This is a genomic window from Streptomyces anthophorae, assembly GCF_049310305.1.
In the GTDB taxonomy this organism is placed as follows: Bacteria; Actinomycetota; Actinomycetes; order Streptomycetales; family Streptomycetaceae; genus Streptomyces.
In genome coordinates, this window is the sequence record NZ_JBLWQQ010000001.1 from 8150748 (window position 1) to 8167452 (window position 16705).

General features: G+C 70.9%; 16 protein-coding genes. 7 read left to right on the forward strand and 9 right to left on the reverse strand.

Translation table 11 applies throughout. The features are described from left to right. Nucleotide 1: 1 nt before the first annotated feature. Nucleotides 2-439 carry an SRPBCC family protein gene (locus ACNYS0_RS37055; protein ID WP_422480253.1) on the reverse strand — a complete coding sequence of 146 codons (438 nt, stop codon included), beginning with the start codon at nucleotides 437-439 and terminating at the stop codon, nucleotides 2-4. Beyond that, on the reverse strand, nucleotides 432-1916 hold the full coding sequence (locus tag ACNYS0_RS37060; RefSeq protein WP_422480255.1) for a coproporphyrinogen-III oxidase family protein: 1485 nt from the start codon (nucleotides 1914-1916) through the stop codon (nucleotides 432-434). Before ACNYS0_RS37060 ends, ACNYS0_RS37055 begins: the two co-directional genes overlap by 8 nt. Before the next feature lie 249 nt (nucleotides 1917-2165). Here ACNYS0_RS37060 and ACNYS0_RS37065 point away from each other — a divergent pair, with 249 nt between their 5' ends. From ACNYS0_RS37065 to ACNYS0_RS37075, 3 genes are all read left to right on the forward strand, one after another. Continuing rightward, nucleotides 2166-2948: an SDR family NAD(P)-dependent oxidoreductase gene (locus tag ACNYS0_RS37065; protein ID WP_422480257.1), complete on the forward strand. Its 783-nt coding sequence runs from the start codon at nucleotides 2166-2168 to the stop codon at nucleotides 2946-2948. Nucleotides 2949-3005: 57 nt separating this feature from the next. Further along, nucleotides 3006-3770: an AfsR/SARP family transcriptional regulator gene (locus ACNYS0_RS37070; protein WP_422480259.1), complete on the forward strand. Its 765-nt coding sequence runs from the start codon at nucleotides 3006-3008 to the stop codon at nucleotides 3768-3770. Between the two features lie 87 nt (nucleotides 3771-3857). After that, entirely contained in the window at nucleotides 3858-4766 is a 909-nt protein-coding gene (locus ACNYS0_RS37075) for a DNA-3-methyladenine glycosylase family protein (RefSeq protein WP_422480261.1), read from the forward strand. Between the two features lie 27 nt (nucleotides 4767-4793). Here ACNYS0_RS37075 and ACNYS0_RS37080 read toward each other — a convergent pair whose 3' ends face one another. From ACNYS0_RS37080 to ACNYS0_RS37090, 3 genes are read right to left on the reverse strand one after another with little or no spacing between them, the layout of a single operon-like run. Further along, nucleotides 4794-5450, reverse strand: coding sequence for a 4'-phosphopantetheinyl transferase family protein (locus ACNYS0_RS37080; RefSeq protein WP_422480263.1), 657 nt, complete (start codon nucleotides 5448-5450; stop codon nucleotides 4794-4796). 10 nt (nucleotides 5451-5460) lie between these two features. Continuing rightward, the gene (locus ACNYS0_RS37085; protein ID WP_422480265.1) at nucleotides 5461-6453 is read right to left on the reverse strand and encodes an ornithine cyclodeaminase family protein; all 993 of its coding nucleotides are present in this window, start codon (nucleotides 6451-6453) and stop codon (nucleotides 5461-5463) included. A 53-nt stretch (nucleotides 6454-6506) separates the two neighbouring features. Beyond that, nucleotides 6507-7241 carry a GbsR/MarR family transcriptional regulator gene (locus tag ACNYS0_RS37090; protein ID WP_422480267.1) on the reverse strand — a complete coding sequence of 245 codons (735 nt, stop codon included), beginning with the start codon at nucleotides 7239-7241 and terminating at the stop codon, nucleotides 6507-6509. A gap of 242 nt (nucleotides 7242-7483) precedes the next feature. On the opposite strand from ACNYS0_RS37090, the gene ACNYS0_RS37095 reads away from it, so the two are divergent. Both ACNYS0_RS37095 and ACNYS0_RS37100 read left to right on the forward strand, forming a co-directional pair. Next, the gene (locus ACNYS0_RS37095) at nucleotides 7484-8155 is read left to right on the forward strand and encodes a DUF4097 family beta strand repeat-containing protein (protein WP_422480269.1); all 672 of its coding nucleotides are present in this window, start codon (nucleotides 7484-7486) and stop codon (nucleotides 8153-8155) included. 107 nt (nucleotides 8156-8262) lie between these two features. Then, entirely contained in the window at nucleotides 8263-9081 is an 819-nt protein-coding gene (locus ACNYS0_RS37100) for an alpha/beta fold hydrolase (protein WP_422480271.1), read from the forward strand. An 11-nt stretch (nucleotides 9082-9092) separates the two neighbouring features. On the opposite strand, the gene ACNYS0_RS37105 is transcribed toward ACNYS0_RS37100, so the two are convergent. Next, on the reverse strand, nucleotides 9093-9983 hold the full coding sequence (locus tag ACNYS0_RS37105) for a hypothetical protein (protein ID WP_422480273.1): 891 nt from the start codon (nucleotides 9981-9983) through the stop codon (nucleotides 9093-9095). 110 nt (nucleotides 9984-10093) lie between these two features. Further along, nucleotides 10094-11224 carry a S1 family peptidase gene (locus ACNYS0_RS37110; protein WP_422480275.1) on the reverse strand — a complete coding sequence of 377 codons (1131 nt, stop codon included), beginning with the start codon at nucleotides 11222-11224 and terminating at the stop codon, nucleotides 10094-10096. Between the two features lie 422 nt (nucleotides 11225-11646). Here ACNYS0_RS37110 and ACNYS0_RS37115 point away from each other — a divergent pair, with 422 nt between their 5' ends. Further along, nucleotides 11647-13104, forward strand: a complete 1458-nt coding sequence (locus ACNYS0_RS37115; RefSeq protein WP_422480277.1) for a 3-hydroxybutyrate oligomer hydrolase family protein — start codon at nucleotides 11647-11649, stop codon at nucleotides 13102-13104. A gap of 28 nt (nucleotides 13105-13132) precedes the next feature. On the opposite strand, the gene ACNYS0_RS37120 is transcribed toward ACNYS0_RS37115, so the two are convergent. Together ACNYS0_RS37120 and ACNYS0_RS37125 are read right to left on the reverse strand one after the other, a co-directional pair. Further along, nucleotides 13133-14386 (reverse strand): SLC13 family permease, encoded by a 1254-nt coding sequence (locus tag ACNYS0_RS37120; RefSeq protein WP_422480279.1) that lies wholly within the window; start codon nucleotides 14384-14386, stop codon nucleotides 13133-13135. Between the two features lie 66 nt (nucleotides 14387-14452). Beyond that, on the reverse strand, nucleotides 14453-15574 hold the full coding sequence (locus ACNYS0_RS37125) for a PrpF domain-containing protein (RefSeq protein ID WP_422480281.1): 1122 nt from the start codon (nucleotides 15572-15574) through the stop codon (nucleotides 14453-14455). 138 nt (nucleotides 15575-15712) lie between these two features. Between ACNYS0_RS37125 and ACNYS0_RS37130 the strand changes: the two genes are divergently transcribed. Beyond that, nucleotides 15713-16666 (forward strand): LysR family transcriptional regulator, encoded by a 954-nt coding sequence (locus tag ACNYS0_RS37130; protein WP_422480283.1) that lies wholly within the window; start codon nucleotides 15713-15715, stop codon nucleotides 16664-16666. Nucleotides 16667-16705: the final 39 nt, after the last annotated feature.

The window sequence follows — 16705 nt, forward strand, 5'->3', positions numbered from 1 at the left end:
CTCAGTCGCCGCTGACGAGGTCGGCCAGGCCGTTCAGTGCCTCGGACAGGCCGCGCTGGAGATGCGGCCAGATGTCCTTGCCGAAGACCGGTGCCATCGTGTCGTCGATCCGCGCCGTCACCGAGTGCGTGAGCAGTATCCGCTCGCCCAGGGGCTCCATACGGTGGCTCGTGACGATGGTGCCGAAGGGGAGCACGGCCTCGTCGACGAACTCCTCGCCCTGGGTGACGCTCGTGAGCGTGACCTCCAGCGGTTCCCCGCCGCGCGGAGTGAGCGTGAAGCGGTTGCCGACCTTGAAGTTTCCGTGCAAGCGGGTGCTCTCCACGCCGTCGTCCCAGTTCTTCCAGGCGTTGACGTCGACCCACACCGCCCAGATGTCGCCCGGCTTGGCGTCGACGGTGACGGTGGCGGCGGCGTCGAACCGCTGAGTCTCAGGCATCGGCCGACTCCCCTTCGGTGGTCGCGGGCGCCCCGGCGGGCGGGAAGAACGTGACGTCGCGGTCGCCGAGCCAGTACTCGCGGGCGTGCGCGCCCACCTCGACCATGACGCCGTTGAGCGACCAGTTCGGCTGGTCGAGGGAGTCGGCGTCGTTCCAGAAGTCGGGATTGAAGAACTCGAGGATCACGTTGGTGTGCCAGATCAGGCCCTGCCGGGTCAGCCGCATCCGGTCCTCGGCCAGTTCGATCAGGCCCTTGCGCTCGAGGCGCTCCAGCTCATCGGCGAAGTCCTCGCGGAACTCGGTGCCGAACTTGCCGCGGTAGAAGGCGTACTCGATCTCGTAATAGAGCAGCGCGAAGACCACGTACCGCTCGCGCTGGACCCGCGGCGACAGCTCGTCGGTGATCGTGCTGATGAGGAAGTCGCCGCCCTCGACGGTCTCGACGTACTTCTCGACGTCGGTCTCGGTACCGAGCCGGTAGCCGTCGAAGTAGCTGTAGGAGCCGGGGCCGACGGCCAAGGTGTCGATGTACACCTTCCAGTTCCAGTGGTTGTACATGTTCTCGTAGCCGGGCTTGCAGAAGTGGTCGACGATGTACATCGAGTAGCCCATCTCCTCGGCTATCCCGAGCGCCTCCCGGTACATGGCCTTCACCATGGGGCCCTCCGGGTCCGCGGGCCGCTCCACCTTCCCCTTGGTGATCAACTTCGCCTGGATGGTGTCCTGGTGGATCCGGTACAGGTAGATCGTGAAGTGCGGGACGTCCAGGGTGGACAGGGTCTGGAGGTCGCGGCGCCAGATGTCGAGCGTGTGGCCCGGCATGTTGTACATGAGGTCGAGCTGGATGTTGCGGAAGTCGCGGGCCTGGAACTCCTTGATGACCCGGGCGCTGTCCTCCGCCGCGTGCGGCGAGCCGATCATGCTGAGCAGTTCGGGCTGGAAGGACTGGACGCCCAGACTCAGCCGGTTGATCTCCGACTGTGCGACGTACTCGATCTTCTCCGCGTCGAAGTCGCGGGCGTTGCCCTCCAGGGTGAACTCCGCGTCGTCGGCTACGTGGAAGGTCGTGAAGACGGTGTCCACCAAGCGGCGCAGGTTCTCGGTGCGCAGGATGCTGCCGGTGCCGCCGCCGATGAAGATGTTGCGGATCAGGCCGTCCCGGAACTTCGGGTAGGCGCCCCACCGCTTCAGGTCGGTGAGCAGTGCCTCGACGTAGCGCTCCTCGCGGCCGTTCGGGTCCTTCTCCGACAGCAGGCTGGCGAAGTACGGGCAGGACTTGCAGCGCGTACGGCAGAACGGGATGCCGATGTACAGCACGAAGTCGCTGCCCTGCTGCTGCATGTCGATGTGGCTCTCCAGCCACTCGCGGCCGCCGCTCGTCCGGTGCATGCCCGGCGGGTAGAGGATGAACGGCAGGTAGCACTTGTTCGGGTACGGGTCACCGACCGTCTCGGTCGTGGCGTCCAGCACGGTCATGCCGGTCCTCCGGTTCTGTGGGGCCATCGGATGGGTTCTCCGCTGTCCCGGTCACCCTCGCCGCCGGCGGTCGAACGGCCGTCCGTGGCCCGCTCGAAGGCGCGGACGTACGCCCGGCGGGCGCCTCGAGGCCGCTTGGACGGGACTCCAAGACGGACTCCAGCAGCCGTGGACCAACGCTCCAGGGCGGACTGCTCACTTTTCTCCCGAGGTGCCGATGCCGGCACCGTCCAGAGGAAAGGACGCGACATGAGCGAGCACAGCCGGGTGGCCCTGGTCACCGGAGCGACCAGCGGGATCGGACTGGAGATCGCACAGACCCTGGCGGTCGGCGGCGCGCGGGTGTTCCTGTGTTCCCGGCGTGCCGAGGCCGTGGCCTCGGCGGTCAAGGAACTGCGCGGGCAGGGGCTCGACGTCGACGGCACCGCCTGCGATGTCACGTCGGCGCCGGACGTGGACCACCTGGTACGGGCCTGTGTCGAGCGGTACGGCCCCGTCGAGATCCTGGTCAACAACGCGGGGCGGCCCGGCGGCGGGGCGACGGCAGAGGTGGACGACGAGCTCTGGTACGACGTGATCAGCACGAATCTGCACAGCGTCTTCCTGGTCACGAAGCGTGTACTGCGGGACGGCGGCATGACCGGATCCCGGTACGGCCGGATCATCAACATCGCGTCCACCGGAGGGAAACAGGGCGTCGTCCACGCGGCCCCCTACTCCGCCTCGAAGCACGGCGTCGTCGGATTCACCAAGGCGTTGGGGCTCGAACTCGCGAAGACCGGGACGACGGTGAACGCGGTGTGCCCCGGCTTCGTCGAAACCCCCATGGCGGAACAGGTGCGTGACCATTACGCGGGAATCTGGGGAGTCGACGCGGCGGAGGTGAAATCCCGGATTTCCGCACGGGTTCCGCTGGGTCGGTACGTCGAACCTCGCGAAGTGGCAGCAATGGTGCGATACTTGATCGATCCGGACGCCGGGGCGATCACCGCGCAGGCGCTGAATGTCTGCGGGGGGTTGGGAAATTACTAACTCTTGAAAGTTGGGGTCATCCGCCGACGGTAGGGTGGCGGTGAATGCAAGGAAAGCATGGGCAACGGGGGCGCTGTGCAATTCAAGGTATTCGGACGAGTCGAAGCGTTACGCGGTGAAGATTCGTGCGTGGTGGGCCGATCAAAGGTCGGCCAGATGGTGTCTTTGCTTCTGGCGCGGAACAACGAAATTGTGAGCGTCGATACGCTGATCGCCGAGTTGTGGGGCGAGCGGGTGCCGCGCAGTGCGCTCACCACGCTCCAGACGTACGTGTACCACGCGCGCAAACTCTTCGAGACGCACCTGAGCGTGGCGAGCCCGGAGAAGCTGCTGGTCACGCACTCGTCCGGCTACCTGATCGCGGTGGCCGACGGTGCGCTGGACGCGGCCCGGTTCGAGCGCCTCGTCAAGGAGGGCGTCGGCAGGTTCAACGCCGGGGATGTGGAATCGGCGTCCGTCCAGATTTCCGAAGCGCTGCATATTTCCCGGGGTTCGGCGTTCTCGGGAGTGCCGTTGGGTCGCGTCCTCGAGGCGCATGTCACCTATCTTCAGGAACTTCGGTTCTCCGCCATCGGCGTCCGAATCGAAGCGAATCGACGGCTGGGCCGGCACAGGGAGCTGATACCGGAGTTGCGTGCGCTGGTATCCGAATATCCACTCAACGAGAGCTTCCATGCCGAACTCATCGGTGCCCTGCACCACTGTGGCCGCAGGGCCGAGGCGCTTCAGGCATACCGGAAGCTGTGGAACCTTCTCGACGACGAACTCGGTGTGCAGCCATCGGCGCAGTTGCAGGACGTGTACCAGAAGATTCTCGTGTGACCGACCGGTGGGAAACGGAATGCGTCCGCAAGCGGAATGCGACAGAGCAGTTCGCGGAAGAGCGGCGCGGAGAGAAAGCAGGAAGACATGGCTTCCGTCGATTCGGCGGCTCAGCACACCACCGTTCTTCGGCTGCCGGCACGAGAGCCCTTCTCCTTCCGGGCGGCGCTCGCGTTCATCGGCTCGTTCCCTGCCATGACGGGCCAGCAGGGCACCGAGCACGGGGCGTTGACCATGGCGCTGCGGGAGAACGGTGTCACGCTCGGCGCACGCCTGGCGCAGGCCGCGGCGGGTCCGGCCGTCGACTGCACACTGGTGGCCGAGGCCCCGATCGACGACGCGACGGCGCGGGCTTGTGCGGATCGGCTCGACTTCTACCTGGGGCTCCAGGACGACCTGGCGGAGTTCTATCAACTCGCCGCGAAAGACGGCCCGTTCGCTCCTGTGGTCGATCGCCTGCGCGGGTATCACCAGGTCAAGTTCCCCTCACCGTGGGAGCTGCTGTGCTGGGCGATCCTGTGCCAGCGGGTGCCGATGCCCGTGGCGAGGAAAATGAAGCAGGCGCTGACGCAGGAGGTCGGCAACGGCATCTCTCTCGACGGCCGGCTCCTGCACGCCTTCCCGGACGTCGAGCAGATGCTGGCCTTCGACGAGCCCGACCTGCGGCGGCTGATCGGCAACGACCGCAAGGCCGGTTACCTCTACGGGGCCGTGCGCCAGTGGAGCGAACTCGACGAGGCCACCCTGCGCACCAGCCCCTACGACGAGGTCCGCGAGCAACTTCTCGGCCTGCGCGGCATCGGTGCCTGGTCGGCCTCCTTCCTCCTCATCCGCGGCCTTGGGCGCACCGAGCACGTCACCCTGGACAAGGAGATGCTCCGCGCCGCCCGGCGGGTCTACGGGCCCGACACGGGCGAGACCGAGTTCGACCGGCTGGCCTCGTACTACGGCCGGTGGCAGGGCTATTGGGGTCACTACCTGCGCGTGGGCGGTTGACGCGCGGGCGGCGGGTCGAGCGAGGCTTCAGGGCGCGGCGGGTTCCACGGGAACGGAGACCGAGGTCAGCAGCAGTCCGCTGCCGACGGTCCACCGTCCGCGGAAGCGCTCCACCCGCCGTCCCGCGACCCGGGGCCCCGGCACCAGGAGGACGGCGGTGATCCCGCCGTCCTCGGCGAGGGCGATCTCGACGTCCCGGAACCCCAGCCACCGTCCGGTCGCGGGGAACCATGCCTTGTAGACGGACTCCTTGGCGCTGAAGAGGACCCGGTCCCAGGCGACCCCCTCCCCGGACGGCAGGGAGGCGCGCTCGGCGGGCCCGGTGATGGACTCCAGCACACCTTCGGTCAGCGGGGCATGCGGCTCGGCGTCGATGCCGAGCGCTGCCAGCTCGCTGCTGTGGGCCACGGCAGCGGCGTGGTATCCGGTGCAGTGCGTCATGCTGCCGACGACCCCGGACGGCCACGTGGGGGCTCCGCCCCTGCCCGGGACCAGCGGCGCGGCCGGTCGGCCGAGCGCCGCCAGCGCGTCCCGCGCACAGGCCCGTACGGAGGCGAACTGAAGCCGGCGCCGCTCCACCGCGCCGGCCACGTACGCCGACTCCTCGGGAAACAGCTCCACCTCGGCGCGCGGGCGGAACGCCTCGCCCCAGCGGGCCCCCGGGGGCAGCACCTCTTCGATCACGCGAGGTACCTCACGCGGCTTCTCCCGACCGCACCGCCGCATCCGCGACCACCGCGTCCTGCCAGGCCATGCCCGAGCCCTTGAACAGCACGGGCCGGTCCGTGGCGTACAGCGACTCGTCGCGGACGGCCCGGGCCATGGGCAGCAGCCGCTTCGGCGACAGGACGCCCTCCGCCACGGGGATCACGATGTCACCGCACTCCCGCAGCGCCGTGTCCACGTCCTCCACGATCACCTGCGCGCGGGCCGTCAGGGCCGAGTCCACCTCGCGGGCGTCGGCGTCGTGCGAACCCACGGCCAGCACGACGGCGTCGTCACCGAGGAGGGCCGAGTCGAAGAGCGGGGTGGGGGAGGGCGTCGCGCACACCACGAGGTCGGCGCGCCGCACCCACGCCCCGGCGTCCGCCGTCGCCACCACCCGGTCGTCCCCGACCAGCGCCGGATCCACCCGCGACACGTCTCGCACGACGTACGTCACCTCGGCCACGTCGGCGCCGACATCGCGCAACGTCCGTACGTGACCGGTCCCTTGGGGCCCCGCGCCGAACACCACGACCCGCCACCGCCGCCCCGGCCGGGTCAGCAGCGGCAGCACCGCCGCCACCGACACGGCCGGCGTACGCAGTGTGGTCAGCGCCGCGCCGTCGACGACCGCGGCGGGTGCGTACGACGGTGGGCGGAAGACGAGGTGCACGCCCTGGATGCGGGGCAGGCCGCGATCGGCGTTGGCGGGCACGGCCGAGATCGCCTTCACCCCGACGCCGAACTCGGACGCGGCGGGCATGGCGAGCAACTGGCCCTGACTGTCCGGGAGTTCGAGGATCGAGCGGGGCGGGCCCGCGACGGCGGGGTCGAGGCCGCCGACGAGTGCCGCACGGATCGCGGCGACCGCCGCGCGGGGCGGCAGCAGCTTCACCAGGTCGTCGGCGCCGATGTACTCGACCGCCGACGGCCGCGCCCCCTGCTCGCCAGGCTCGCTCGGCTCACTCTGCTCCTTCTGCACCTGTGCTCCTGTTCGCGTGGGCGAGAACGGAGGATCACCGTATCCCCGGGCGGTCAGTCGGCCGAGCCTTCCGTGTCCCTGTCGGGCGCCGGTTTCGTATGGAGGATCTCGCGCACCTGGTCGGCGGCGCGCAGGATGCTCTCGCTCATGAACTCGCTGTAGCGGGCGATGTTCTCGAGCCGCGCGGAGGCCGGGGATTCGCGGCCGAGGATTCCGACGCCCTGCCGTGCGACCTCGGCGAGCTGTGCGGTGCCGCGGGCGCTCGCGACCGTCGACTGGTACCAGACGTCGTCGTCGACGAGATAGCGCTCGCGGCGCCCGGCGTCCCGCTCGCGCCGGATCAGGCCCTGCTCCTCGAGGAACGTCATCGACTTGGAGACGGATGCCGGGCTGACCTCCAGGCGCCGCACCAGGTCGGCGGCGGTGAGGCTGCCCGCGTCGCTGGTGAGCAGGCACGTCAGCACGCGCGCCGTCATCTTGGGCAGCCCCTGCTGCATGAGGAGGGTCGTGAACGTCTCCTCGTACTCGCGCACCGCCTCGTCGTCCCGCCCGGAGTCGCGCGCGGGTCCCCGCGGGGCGGCCTGCTTGCGGCGGTGGGCGCGGCGTTCGGTGGCGCGGTGGGCGAGGTCGGGGCGGTAGGACGTGGGCCCGCCGTTGCGCATCACTTCGCGCGTGATGGTCGAGGTGGGGCGGTCGAGGCGGCGGCCGATCTCCGCGTAGGCGAGCCCCTCGGCGAGCCCGATGGAGATCTGCTGCCGTTCCTGCTGAGTGAGTCGGCCTCCCGGCATGGTGGGCACCTCTCCGTCCGCTGTCTGCGCCTGACCGGCGTCAGCGTAGCGTTCACCGTCATCCCAATGCAACGGAAGCGTGCATTCTGTTGCGTTAGATCTCTACCCGTTGCAACGAAATACCAACTGTGACCTGCTAGTTGACTCTCGTTGCGCAACAAGAGCATTGATGGATCAAGAAACGCAACGTAGCTTTTCGTTCATCGGAAACGACGCGACAACGACAGCTCAAGGAGCACACCATGCAGAAGTTCGACACCCCCGCCGCCATCTCCGCCGTCCTGCGCCTGCCCGCCGGGCGCATCCAGGTCATCGCGGCCGACCGCACCGACACCACCGTCGAGGTCCGCCCCGCCGACGCCTCGAAGGGCCGCGACGTGAAGGCCGCCGAGGAGACCACCGTCGAGTTCGCCGACGGCATCCTGCGGGTCGCGGCCCCGGCCGCGAAGAACCAGCTCCTCGGGGCGTCCGGCGCGATCGAGGTGACCGTCCAACTGCCCGCAGGATCGGGCGTCGAGGCCGTCGCGGCGGCCGTCGAGTTCCGCGGCGTCGGGCGGCTCGGCGAGCTCGCCTGCGAGGGCGCGCACGGCACCGTGAAGATCGACGAGGCCGCGAGCCTGCGGCTGTCCTCCTACGCCGGTGATGTCACGGTCGGCCGCCTGACCGGGTCCGCCGACATCAAGGTGCAGAAGGGCGACATCCGCATCGCCGAGGCCACATCGGGTGTGCTCGAACTGAACACCCAGATGGGAGACGTGACGGTCGACGCCGCCCCCGGTGTCTCCGCCACCCTCGACGCCGGCACCGGCTACGGACGGATCCACAACTCGCTGGCGAACTCCGAGGGCCCGAAGGCCGGACTCACCATCCACGCGACCACCGGCCACGGGGACATCACCGCCCGCGCCCTGTGACACACCAGCGCACGACGTCCCACCTCCGCGCGGGGCCCGACCGCCTCGACCACTGAGCACGGGCCCCGCGCGCACCACCCGACCGATCCGCCGAACCAGGAGAAGCCATGACGAACAGCACCGCACCCTCGGCCGCCGCCGCGTGGACCGGCATGGTTCCGGTCGACGACACCGCACTCGCCGTCACCGACACCGGGGGACCCGGCATCCCGGTCGTCTACCTCAACGGCCAGTTCGCCACGCAGGGTTACTGGCGCCGGGTCCTCGCGGACCTCGGCCCGCAGTGGCGGCACATCACCTACGACGAGCGGGCCCGCGGCAGAAAGTCGGGGCGTTCGGCGGACTACTCCTTCGAGGCCGCCGTCCGTGACGTCGACGCGGTCCTCGCCGCCAGGGGTGTCGACCGGGCGCTCGTCGTGGGCTGGTCCTACGGCGCGTACGTCGGCTCGCACTGGGCGAGCCGGAACCCGCGGCGCACCATCGGCGCGGTCCTGGTCGACGGCGCGCAGCCCTACGACTGGCTGGACGAGGCCATGGAGGCGCGGATCCGGACGATGTTCCGGCGCGTCAGCTGGTTCGCGCCGCTGGTCCGCCCGACGGGCCTGCTCCCGCGGATGTCGGCGGCGCAGATGGCCGAGAGCAACATCGAACTGGGCAGGCTCGGCAGCAAGGGCGAGCTGGGCCCCGTGCTCGACGCCATCACCGTCCCGACCCGCTACGTCCTGGCCTCCGGCTCGTCCCTCGGCAGCCGCGGCGACGAGCAGGAGCGCATCCGCGCCGGCCTCGCCGACGTGACCGCCCGCAACGCGCACATCGAGATCCACGCCAAGGTCGCCAGCAACCACGGGGCGATCCTGAAGAAGGACTACCGCGCCATCGCCGAGGCCGTCCGCGAGGTCGCGGCTCTGGACGAGAAGCGCCGGTGACGTCCGGCCGATCAGGGGGAGAGCCCGGCCGTACCCCGGTAGGGAACCGGGCTCCCCGAGTGCGCGTCGAGCAGGACACGGTCGCCCAGGGGCTTCCGCAGCCGCACCTCGACCCGCTCCAACTTCCCCTGTTTCGTGCAGACGCGGTCCTCGTCCCGGCCGGTGACCGAGGCGGACAGCACGACGCTGCCGCGGCTCTCCAGGGCGTCCACCCTGGGGCCGTCGTCGCAGACACCGTGCAGGGCGACGACGGTCACCGTGCGCCCGTCGGCGGAGACCGCGAGCAGGCGGTCGAGCGGGTGGCCCGGGAGGTCGCGGGCCTCCCTGATCGGGGACCGGGGGGTCTTGGACGGGACGGCGGCGGCCAGCTTGAGCGGGGAGGAGTAGCCGTCGAGGGTGAAGACCCAGGCGGGAACGGATGCCGGTCCGCGACTGGTCGGCATCCGCATCGTCCCCAACTCGGTGTGTGTCACGGTCAGGTGGGGCTTCCCGTCGAGGCGCGGCCCCGCCAGGGTGTCGTACGCCTCCTTCGCCCCGGCCAGGGGGCGGGTGACGGACTCGCCCGCCGCCCAGGTCACCTTGCCGTCCTGCGGTCCGGTGCCGGGCAGTGTGCCGCGCACCTCGAAGTTCCGTCGCTCGTACGCCTGTTGGTCGGCGCCGTCGTGCAGGCCGCCGCGCGGAAGCCGGATCGCCTCCCCGGTGGGGTGGTATCCGGCCCGCCACGCGGCGGCCGCCGACGAACCGTCCCAGGCGTCGGCCACCTGCCGGGCCCGCTCGGCGAGCGCGTCCCCGTCGTCCCCCGCCACCTTCTCGCCGCCGCAGCCGGCCGTGGCGGCGAGCCCGACGGCGGCCAGGGCCACACCTGCGGACAGCCTGGCGGAGCGAACTGCCCCGATACGCATGCGACCTCCTGGACGACGACGCCTGACCCGCGGCCGAACCGGCTCTGCCCTGTGACGTGGCAGAGCCGGAATGGGTTCACCGGTCGGGCCGGTTCGAGCGGACCGATCACTCAGTAGACGTGCAGCCCGCGCTCGTTCAACACGGTCTGCACCTTGGTGAAGTAGTTCCGGTACGTGCCGCTGGACGTGGACGTGCACACGCTTTCGTCCGTGCCGCCGGAGAGCAGCCCCAGGGCCACGGTCCCGTGCAGCGCGGGCCCGCCGCTGTCGCCGCCCAGGGCGCAGTTGTTCGTCTCCATCATTCCGTAGAGCGTCTTGCCGTCCATGTTGACGGTCGTGCTCGTCTTGGTGACGTTGCCCGTCAGGTCCTGGCTGCTGACGCCGATCCGGTCGATGTGCTCGCCCTCCGCCGGGTACCGCGAGCTCTCGATCTGGTGGTAGTCGCCGCCCCAGTACCGCACCGTCCCCAGCGGGTTGATGTCGGGGCCGTCGGACCTGATGGTGGCCCAGTCGCAGGCGCGCGTGGAGCCGTCGCAGGCGCCGGTGGTGCCGGAGCCGAAGCTGTACGCGGTCTGGGTGCCGATCTTGGTGCCGTTGTAGTCCATGTACCAGGTGTTGCCGGTGCCCGGGACGCAGTGGCCCGCGGTGATCGTGTAGATGGCACCCGAGGAGTTCTTCGCGTTGAACCCGGCGCTGCACAGCCAGCCGCTGGACGTGATCCCGTTGGCGCCGCGCAGGTCGGTGGCCTTGATCTTCAGCTCGCTGTCGATCCGGTTGACGCGGATCGCCCCGGGGTGCGCCTCGGCGACCTTCTCGATCCTGGAGCGGCCCGCGGCCGGAGCCCCGTCGAAGACGTCCACGCCCACCTGGTTGGTGCTCGCGTCGACTCCCCAGGTCGTATTGGGGATGTTCCCCAGCGCGTCCAACGTGCGGTGCAGGGACTTGAGTTCGTTGGTGCTGCGGGTGACCAGCTCGGGTGTGCCGCCCGCGTCGCGGACGGACCGCGCGGCGGCCTTGTCGGTCACCGCGACGACGACACGGCCGTCCTCGACGTAGGTACCGGCGGTCCGGTCGGCGCCCAGCTTGTGCGTCAGCGCCGCCGCCTCCGCCGGTGAGGCGAGCGGCTTCACGGCCGCGGAAGCGGAATCGGAGTCCGACGCGGCGGCGGGCAGGGCCGTGGCGGCGGACAGCAGGAGCGCGGCCGAGGCCAGCTGCGCGAGTCTCTTGCGGGTGTGTCTCATGGTGCGTCCCCCCAGGGCTGCGTGAGTTCTCTGCGGTGGCCGTGCGCTGCGCGTTCCCCGTGGTCAGGGAGGCGCGGCGCGCGGCGAGAGAAAGCTAGGTAGACGCGGGGTGCCGGAGAAGCGAATTGGCATATTCACGGGCGGGCGTGGCCGATTGTGACTGGACCAGTGGCGGCTGCTCCGTGGCCCGAGAGCCCACACCCTGGGCATCTTCGAGCCGCGCGCCCGGGTAGCGGCGTACCAACGTGCACCGGATTGGCCGGAACCCGTGCCCACCGGATGCCCATCGGACGGATCGCGCTCCGCTCCGCATGGTGCCGCACGCCATGTCCACAGCGCGGAGACTGGTGCCCGCACACGTGGGGCGACGACCGGGCCGGACCCTACCTTTCACCACACGGCCGCCGACCCGGAGGAACAGGATGCCCGCGCCCCACAGAAACCCCAGCCCCAGACCCGGTTCGAGCTCCCACGCCACCCGCGCCCGCCCGCGCCGCGCGGCCATCGCGGCGCTCTTTCTGGCCGGCGCCTGCACCCTCGCCGTCACCCCGACGGCCGCGGGGGCGCCCCGACCGCCCGTCACCGCGCACTGCGCGGACCGGGCCCCGCTCCGCGTACCCGGAGCGGAACGCCAACAGGCGGACTGCTTGGCCGAGTTGACGACCGCGGGCACGGTCGCGTCAGGCCACACGGACCCGGCCGACTACAACGGCCTCACCCCGAAGGACCTGCCCACCCCCACCGGCGTTCCCGGCATCCAGATCGACGGCTACTTCCCCGACACCTCGACCACGAACACCAACCACGGGTGGAACCACGACGCCCAGTTCGTGATCCGGCTGCCCGACCGCTGGAACGGCGGCCTGGTGGTGTCCGGCACCCCCGCCAACCGCGAGCAGTACGCCAACGACCGCGCCATCGCCGACTGGGTCCTCGACCGCGGCTACGCCTACGCCGCCACCGACAAGGGCAACACCGGTCTGAGCTTCTACCGCGACGGTCGCGGGCCGGGCGAGGCCATCGCCGAGTGGAACGACCGTGTCACCCAACTCACCCGCGCGGCCAAGGCCGTTGTCGCCCAGCGCTACCATCGCGCACCCGCCCGCACCCTCGCCACCGGCCTGTCCAACGGCGGCTACCTGGTGCGCTGGCAACTGGAGAACCACCCCGAGCTGTACGACGGGGGAGTCGACTGGGAAGGCACCCTCTGGCGCACCGAGGGCCCCCACCTGCTCACCCACCTGCCACCCGCGCTGCGCGCCTACCCGACGTACGCCGCCGGGGGCGAGGGCGCCGAAGCCGCACAGCAGGCCATGCACCGGGCCGGCTACCCGGCGGGCTCCGAGTTCCTGTGGCCCTACCACCACAAGGTCTACTGGGACCTGACCCAGCGCATCTACCGCGAGGAACTCGACCCGGACTACGACGGCGCCACCGAGGCCGGCACCCCCTACTGCGCCCCGGGCAGCCCGGCCTGCGACGCCGATTACGACTACGCGGACCGCCCCGCCGACGTCCACCGCGCCGTCGACCGCATCGCGCTCACGGGCCGCATCGGCAAACCCCTGATCACCCTCCAGGGCACCCTCGACGTCCTGCTCCCCATCAGCAAGGACTCCGACGTCTACGCCGACATGGTGCGCGAGTCCGGCCGGGGCGCCCTGCTGCGCTACTACCGCATCGAGGACGGCACCCACGTCGACTCCCTCGTCGACACCTTCCCCGACAAGCTCCGGCCGATGGTCCCGTGCCACCGTGCCGCGTTCCGCTCCCTGGAGAACTGGCTGAACGGCGAGCGCCGCCCGCCGGCGAGCCACACGATCGGGCGCTCGCCGGGGGCGACCCCCGCCACTCTCCTTGCCTCCTGCCCGCTCGACTGACGCGCGGCCGGGCCGGGCGGCGTAGCGGTCACGACCAGGGAAGGACCAGCGCTCCCCAGGCGACGATGGGGCCGAGGGCCACGATGCCGCCGGTGTAGGAGATGACCTGGCGGTAGAAGCGGCGGGAGTCGACGCCGCGGGCGTTGCTCAGGACCAGGGCCCCGTTCGTGGAGAAGGGGGACGTGTCCACGATCGTCGTCGAGACGGCGAGCGCGGCGATCAGTCCCGCGGCGTTGAGGTGGCTCGCCAGCAGCAGCGGCACGGCGACGGGGATGATCGCGGTGATGATCGCCGTGGAGGAGGCGAACGCCGAGGTGACGGCGACGGTGAAGCACAGCAGCAGGGCGACGAGGAGCGGGGCACCGAGGCCCGCCACGTGTTCCGAGATGCTCTCGATGATGCCGGCCTTCTCCAGCATGGCGATGTACGTCATCATCCCCGCGACGAGCAGCAGCGTCGACCAGCTGATCCCGTCGACGGCCTTCTCCTGCCGCTTCATGTCCACCAGGGCGAGCAGCGCGCCGGCCGCGAGGGCCAGCAGCCCGATCTCCAGGTGGAAGCCGAGCGCGCCGACGACGAGGGCGACCAGGGCGCCGAGGGTCAGCCACTGGCGCCAGTCCGGCATGGCGGTGACGGCCACGTCCTCGACCTCGGAGGCCGCCTCCGCGTCCTCGGCCAGCGGGGCGGGGCGCTTGGCGAGGACTGCGTAGGTCACCGCGGACAGCACCAGGTTGATCACGAAGCTGGCCGTGAACAGGGTCACGGGGGAGACCTGAAGCGTGGTCTTGTCGACGACGCCCAGCACCAGCGCCCCGGAGACGGCGAGCGGCGAGAAGGCGCCCGCGTGCCCGCCGCTGATCACCATCATGCCGACGACCAGCGGGTTCAGCTTGTAGCGGTGGGCGAAGTTCATGCCGATCGGGACGAGCAGCGCGACCGCGGCCGGGGTGAACGTGCCGAAGGCCGTGAGCAGCGCCGCGACCAGGAACAGCACCCACGGGATGAGCGCCACCTTGCCGCGCACCATGCGGACGCCCGCGGTGACGAGCCAGTCGATGGTGCCGTTGCGGCGGGCCACGGAGAACAGATACGTGACTCCGACGATCGTCACGAAGAGGTCCACCGGGAACCCTTCGAAGATCTGCTCCTGCGTGAGGCCGAGGGAGGCGGTGCCGACCAGGAAGGTCGCGACGAAGGCGAGGATGCCCAGGTTGATCGGCAGCACGGTGCCGACCACGAACATCACCAGCAGGGCGCCTATGGATATCACTTCAGCAGACATCATTGTCCTTGGTGCGGTGGGGACGGGGCAGTGCGGGGGGTGGTGGGGTGGGTGCGTGCGTCCCGGTCAGGCGGCCTGTGTCCCGCCGCTTCCGGGTACGTAGATCCGGGCGTCTGCCAGCAGTCGCGCCGCCCTCCGTACGGTGACCCGGCCCGGCAGGCCGTCCCGTACGTCGGAGCAACGCACCGCCACCACGCCCGCCGGGGTGCCGAGCCGCAGCCAGCCGTCGTCGCGGGCGGCCGCGACACCGTGGACCACGGAGTCCTTCACGAGCCCCGCGGCGGCGAGGGCGACGGCGGAGGTGAGGCCGATCGCCGGGTGCGGGGAGTTCATGCTGAGCATCCGGACCGAGACGTCGTAGTCCTCGGCCGCGACGTGTTCGCCGAGCGTCGTGGTGTACGGCACCGGGGTCCCGACCAGGCCCACCTTCGGCACCGCGTCACCGGGCTCCCGCCCTGCCTCGACGAGGCCCATCAGCGGCGCCGCCGCATGCCTGACCGCGCGCAACCATGGCACATCGGCCCGCACCTGGTCCAGGGTTTCGGAGCCGCTGCGGCCCGCCCCGTCGGCGTCGACGAGGACCACCGGGGCGCCGGCGTCCACCATGCTCACGAGGACCGGCTCGGCGCCGTGGACCGGCAGCTTCTGCGCGGCCCGCCCGGTCGGGAGCAGCGCGCCCGTGGTGCCGCCCGCCGGGTCGCGGAACGTGAGGTCGACGGCGACACCACCGGCGAGGGTGCCGGGAACGGTCTGCCGTCCGAAGTGCTGCACCACGCCCCCCGTGGTGTCCACGACGCCCTCCAGGACCGCGCCGGTGTTGCTGTTGCGCATGACGACGCGGGTCCGGTCGCCCGCGATCGGCACCATCCCCTTCGCCACCGCGTACAGGGCGACGCCCGTGGCGCAGTTTCCGCAGTTGCTCGTCCACTCCACGGTGGAGTCGCCGATGCCGACCTGGGCGAAGAGGTAGTCGATGTCGACGCCCGGCTCGGGCGAGACACTGACGACCGCCGCCTTGGAGGTGGTGGGGGTGGCGCCGCCGACCCCGTCCAGCTCCACGGGGTCCGCGGAGCCGTACGCGGCGACCAGCAATCGCGTCAACTCCCCGCGGTCCGCGGGGACATGGACCTGGTGGAACAACCAGCACTTGCTGGTGCCACCACGCACGAGGGTCGCAGGGATGTGCACGTCTGAGGCTCTTCCTTGATCAATGGGGAACGCCGACGGAAGGGGCCGTTCCGGCGAATGCCAAGACCATCGCAGAGCCGTGACTTGGGGACAATGGCAGTTCACTTCACTCGGGTTTAGCTGAGCTAAAGTGAACGCATGCTGAACGTGCGCCGCCTGCTGCTCCTCACCGAGGCCGCCGAGCGCGGCTCGCTCACCGCCGCCGCGGAGGCGCTGGGCATGACCACCTCCGCGGCCTCCCAGCAGATGTCGCTCCTGGAGCAGGAGGCGGGGCAGCCCCTCGTGGAGCGGCTGCCGCGCGGGATCCGGCCCACCCCGGCGGGCGCCGCGCTGGCCGAGCGCGGCCGCGCGGTCCGCCGTGAGCTGCGGGCCGCCGAGGCCGATCTGCACTCGTTCGCCGCCCTCGACCAGGGCACTCTGCAACTCGGCTCGTTCCCCACGGCCAGCGCCTCGCTGCTGCCGCTGGCGCTCACCAAGTTCCGCCGCAGCCACACCGGCATCCGCATCGAGGTGCGGGCGGGCGTGCTCGCCGAACTCCGCGAGATGCTGCACACGGGCGAGGTCGAGCAGGCGCTGCTGTGGGACTACGAGTGGAACCGGATCGACGACACGGCCCTCGCGCTCACCCACCTCCTCGACGACCCCACGGTCCTCGTCGTGCCCGCCGACTCCCCGCTGCGCGCCCACTCGCCCGTACACCTGGGCGGCCTCGCCGACCAGGAGTGGATCATCCGGGCGGACAACCACCCCGTCGCCGACGTGCTGCGCCGCAGCTGCCGCCAGGCGGGCTTCGAACCGCGGATCGCCTACGCCTCGCACGACTACCAGGAGGCGCAGGCCATGGTCGCCGCCGGACTCGGCATCGCGCTCGCGCCCCGGCTCGCCCTCACCAGCCGGCGCAGCGACGTCCGGCTGCTGCCCTTCGCCTCCGACGTCGCCGCGCCGACCCGCCGCATCCTCCTCGCCCGCTCCACGTCCCGGCCCGCGACGCCGCCCGCGCAGGCCATGGCGAGTGTCCTGCGCTCGGTGGCGCGGCGGTTCGCCGCGCCCGGCCTCGACCGGGCGCAGCTCGGAGCGGTGCGCCGCGGCTGAGGGCGCGCAGGAGCCGGGAGGGGCTCCTGCGCGCGGGGG

Excerpts from the sequence above, each read along its gene's own strand:
- ACNYS0_RS37055 (WP_422480253.1), bottom strand. The coding sequence starts at position 439 with ATGCCTGAGACTCAGCGGTTCGACGCCGCCGCCACCGTCACCGTCGAC.
- ACNYS0_RS37075 (WP_422480261.1), top strand. The coding sequence starts at position 3,858 with ATGGCTTCCGTCGATTCGGCGGCTCAGCACACCACCGTTCTTCGGCTG.
- ACNYS0_RS37120 (WP_422480279.1), bottom strand. The coding sequence starts at position 14,386 with ATGTCTGCTGAAGTGATATCCATAGGCGCCCTGCTGGTGATGTTCGTG.
- ACNYS0_RS37065 (WP_422480257.1), top strand. The coding sequence starts at position 2,166 with ATGAGCGAGCACAGCCGGGTGGCCCTGGTCACCGGAGCGACCAGCGGG.
- ACNYS0_RS37100 (WP_422480271.1), top strand. The coding sequence starts at position 8,263 with ATGACGAACAGCACCGCACCCTCGGCCGCCGCCGCGTGGACCGGCATG.
- ACNYS0_RS37095 (WP_422480269.1), top strand. The coding sequence starts at position 7,484 with ATGCAGAAGTTCGACACCCCCGCCGCCATCTCCGCCGTCCTGCGCCTG.
- ACNYS0_RS37105 (WP_422480273.1), bottom strand. The coding sequence starts at position 9,983 with ATGCGTATCGGGGCAGTTCGCTCCGCCAGGCTGTCCGCAGGTGTGGCC.
- ACNYS0_RS37130 (WP_422480283.1), top strand. The coding sequence starts at position 15,713 with ATGCTGAACGTGCGCCGCCTGCTGCTCCTCACCGAGGCCGCCGAGCGC.
- ACNYS0_RS37070 (WP_422480259.1), top strand. The coding sequence starts at position 3,006 with ATGGGCAACGGGGGCGCTGTGCAATTCAAGGTATTCGGACGAGTCGAA.
- ACNYS0_RS37090 (WP_422480267.1), bottom strand. The coding sequence starts at position 7,241 with ATGCCGGGAGGCCGACTCACTCAGCAGGAACGGCAGCAGATCTCCATC.
- ACNYS0_RS37115 (WP_422480277.1), top strand. The coding sequence starts at position 11,647 with ATGCCCGCGCCCCACAGAAACCCCAGCCCCAGACCCGGTTCGAGCTCC.
- ACNYS0_RS37060 (WP_422480255.1), bottom strand. The coding sequence starts at position 1,916 with ATGACCGTGCTGGACGCCACGACCGAGACGGTCGGTGACCCGTACCCG.
- ACNYS0_RS37110 (WP_422480275.1), bottom strand. The coding sequence starts at position 11,224 with ATGAGACACACCCGCAAGAGACTCGCGCAGCTGGCCTCGGCCGCGCTC.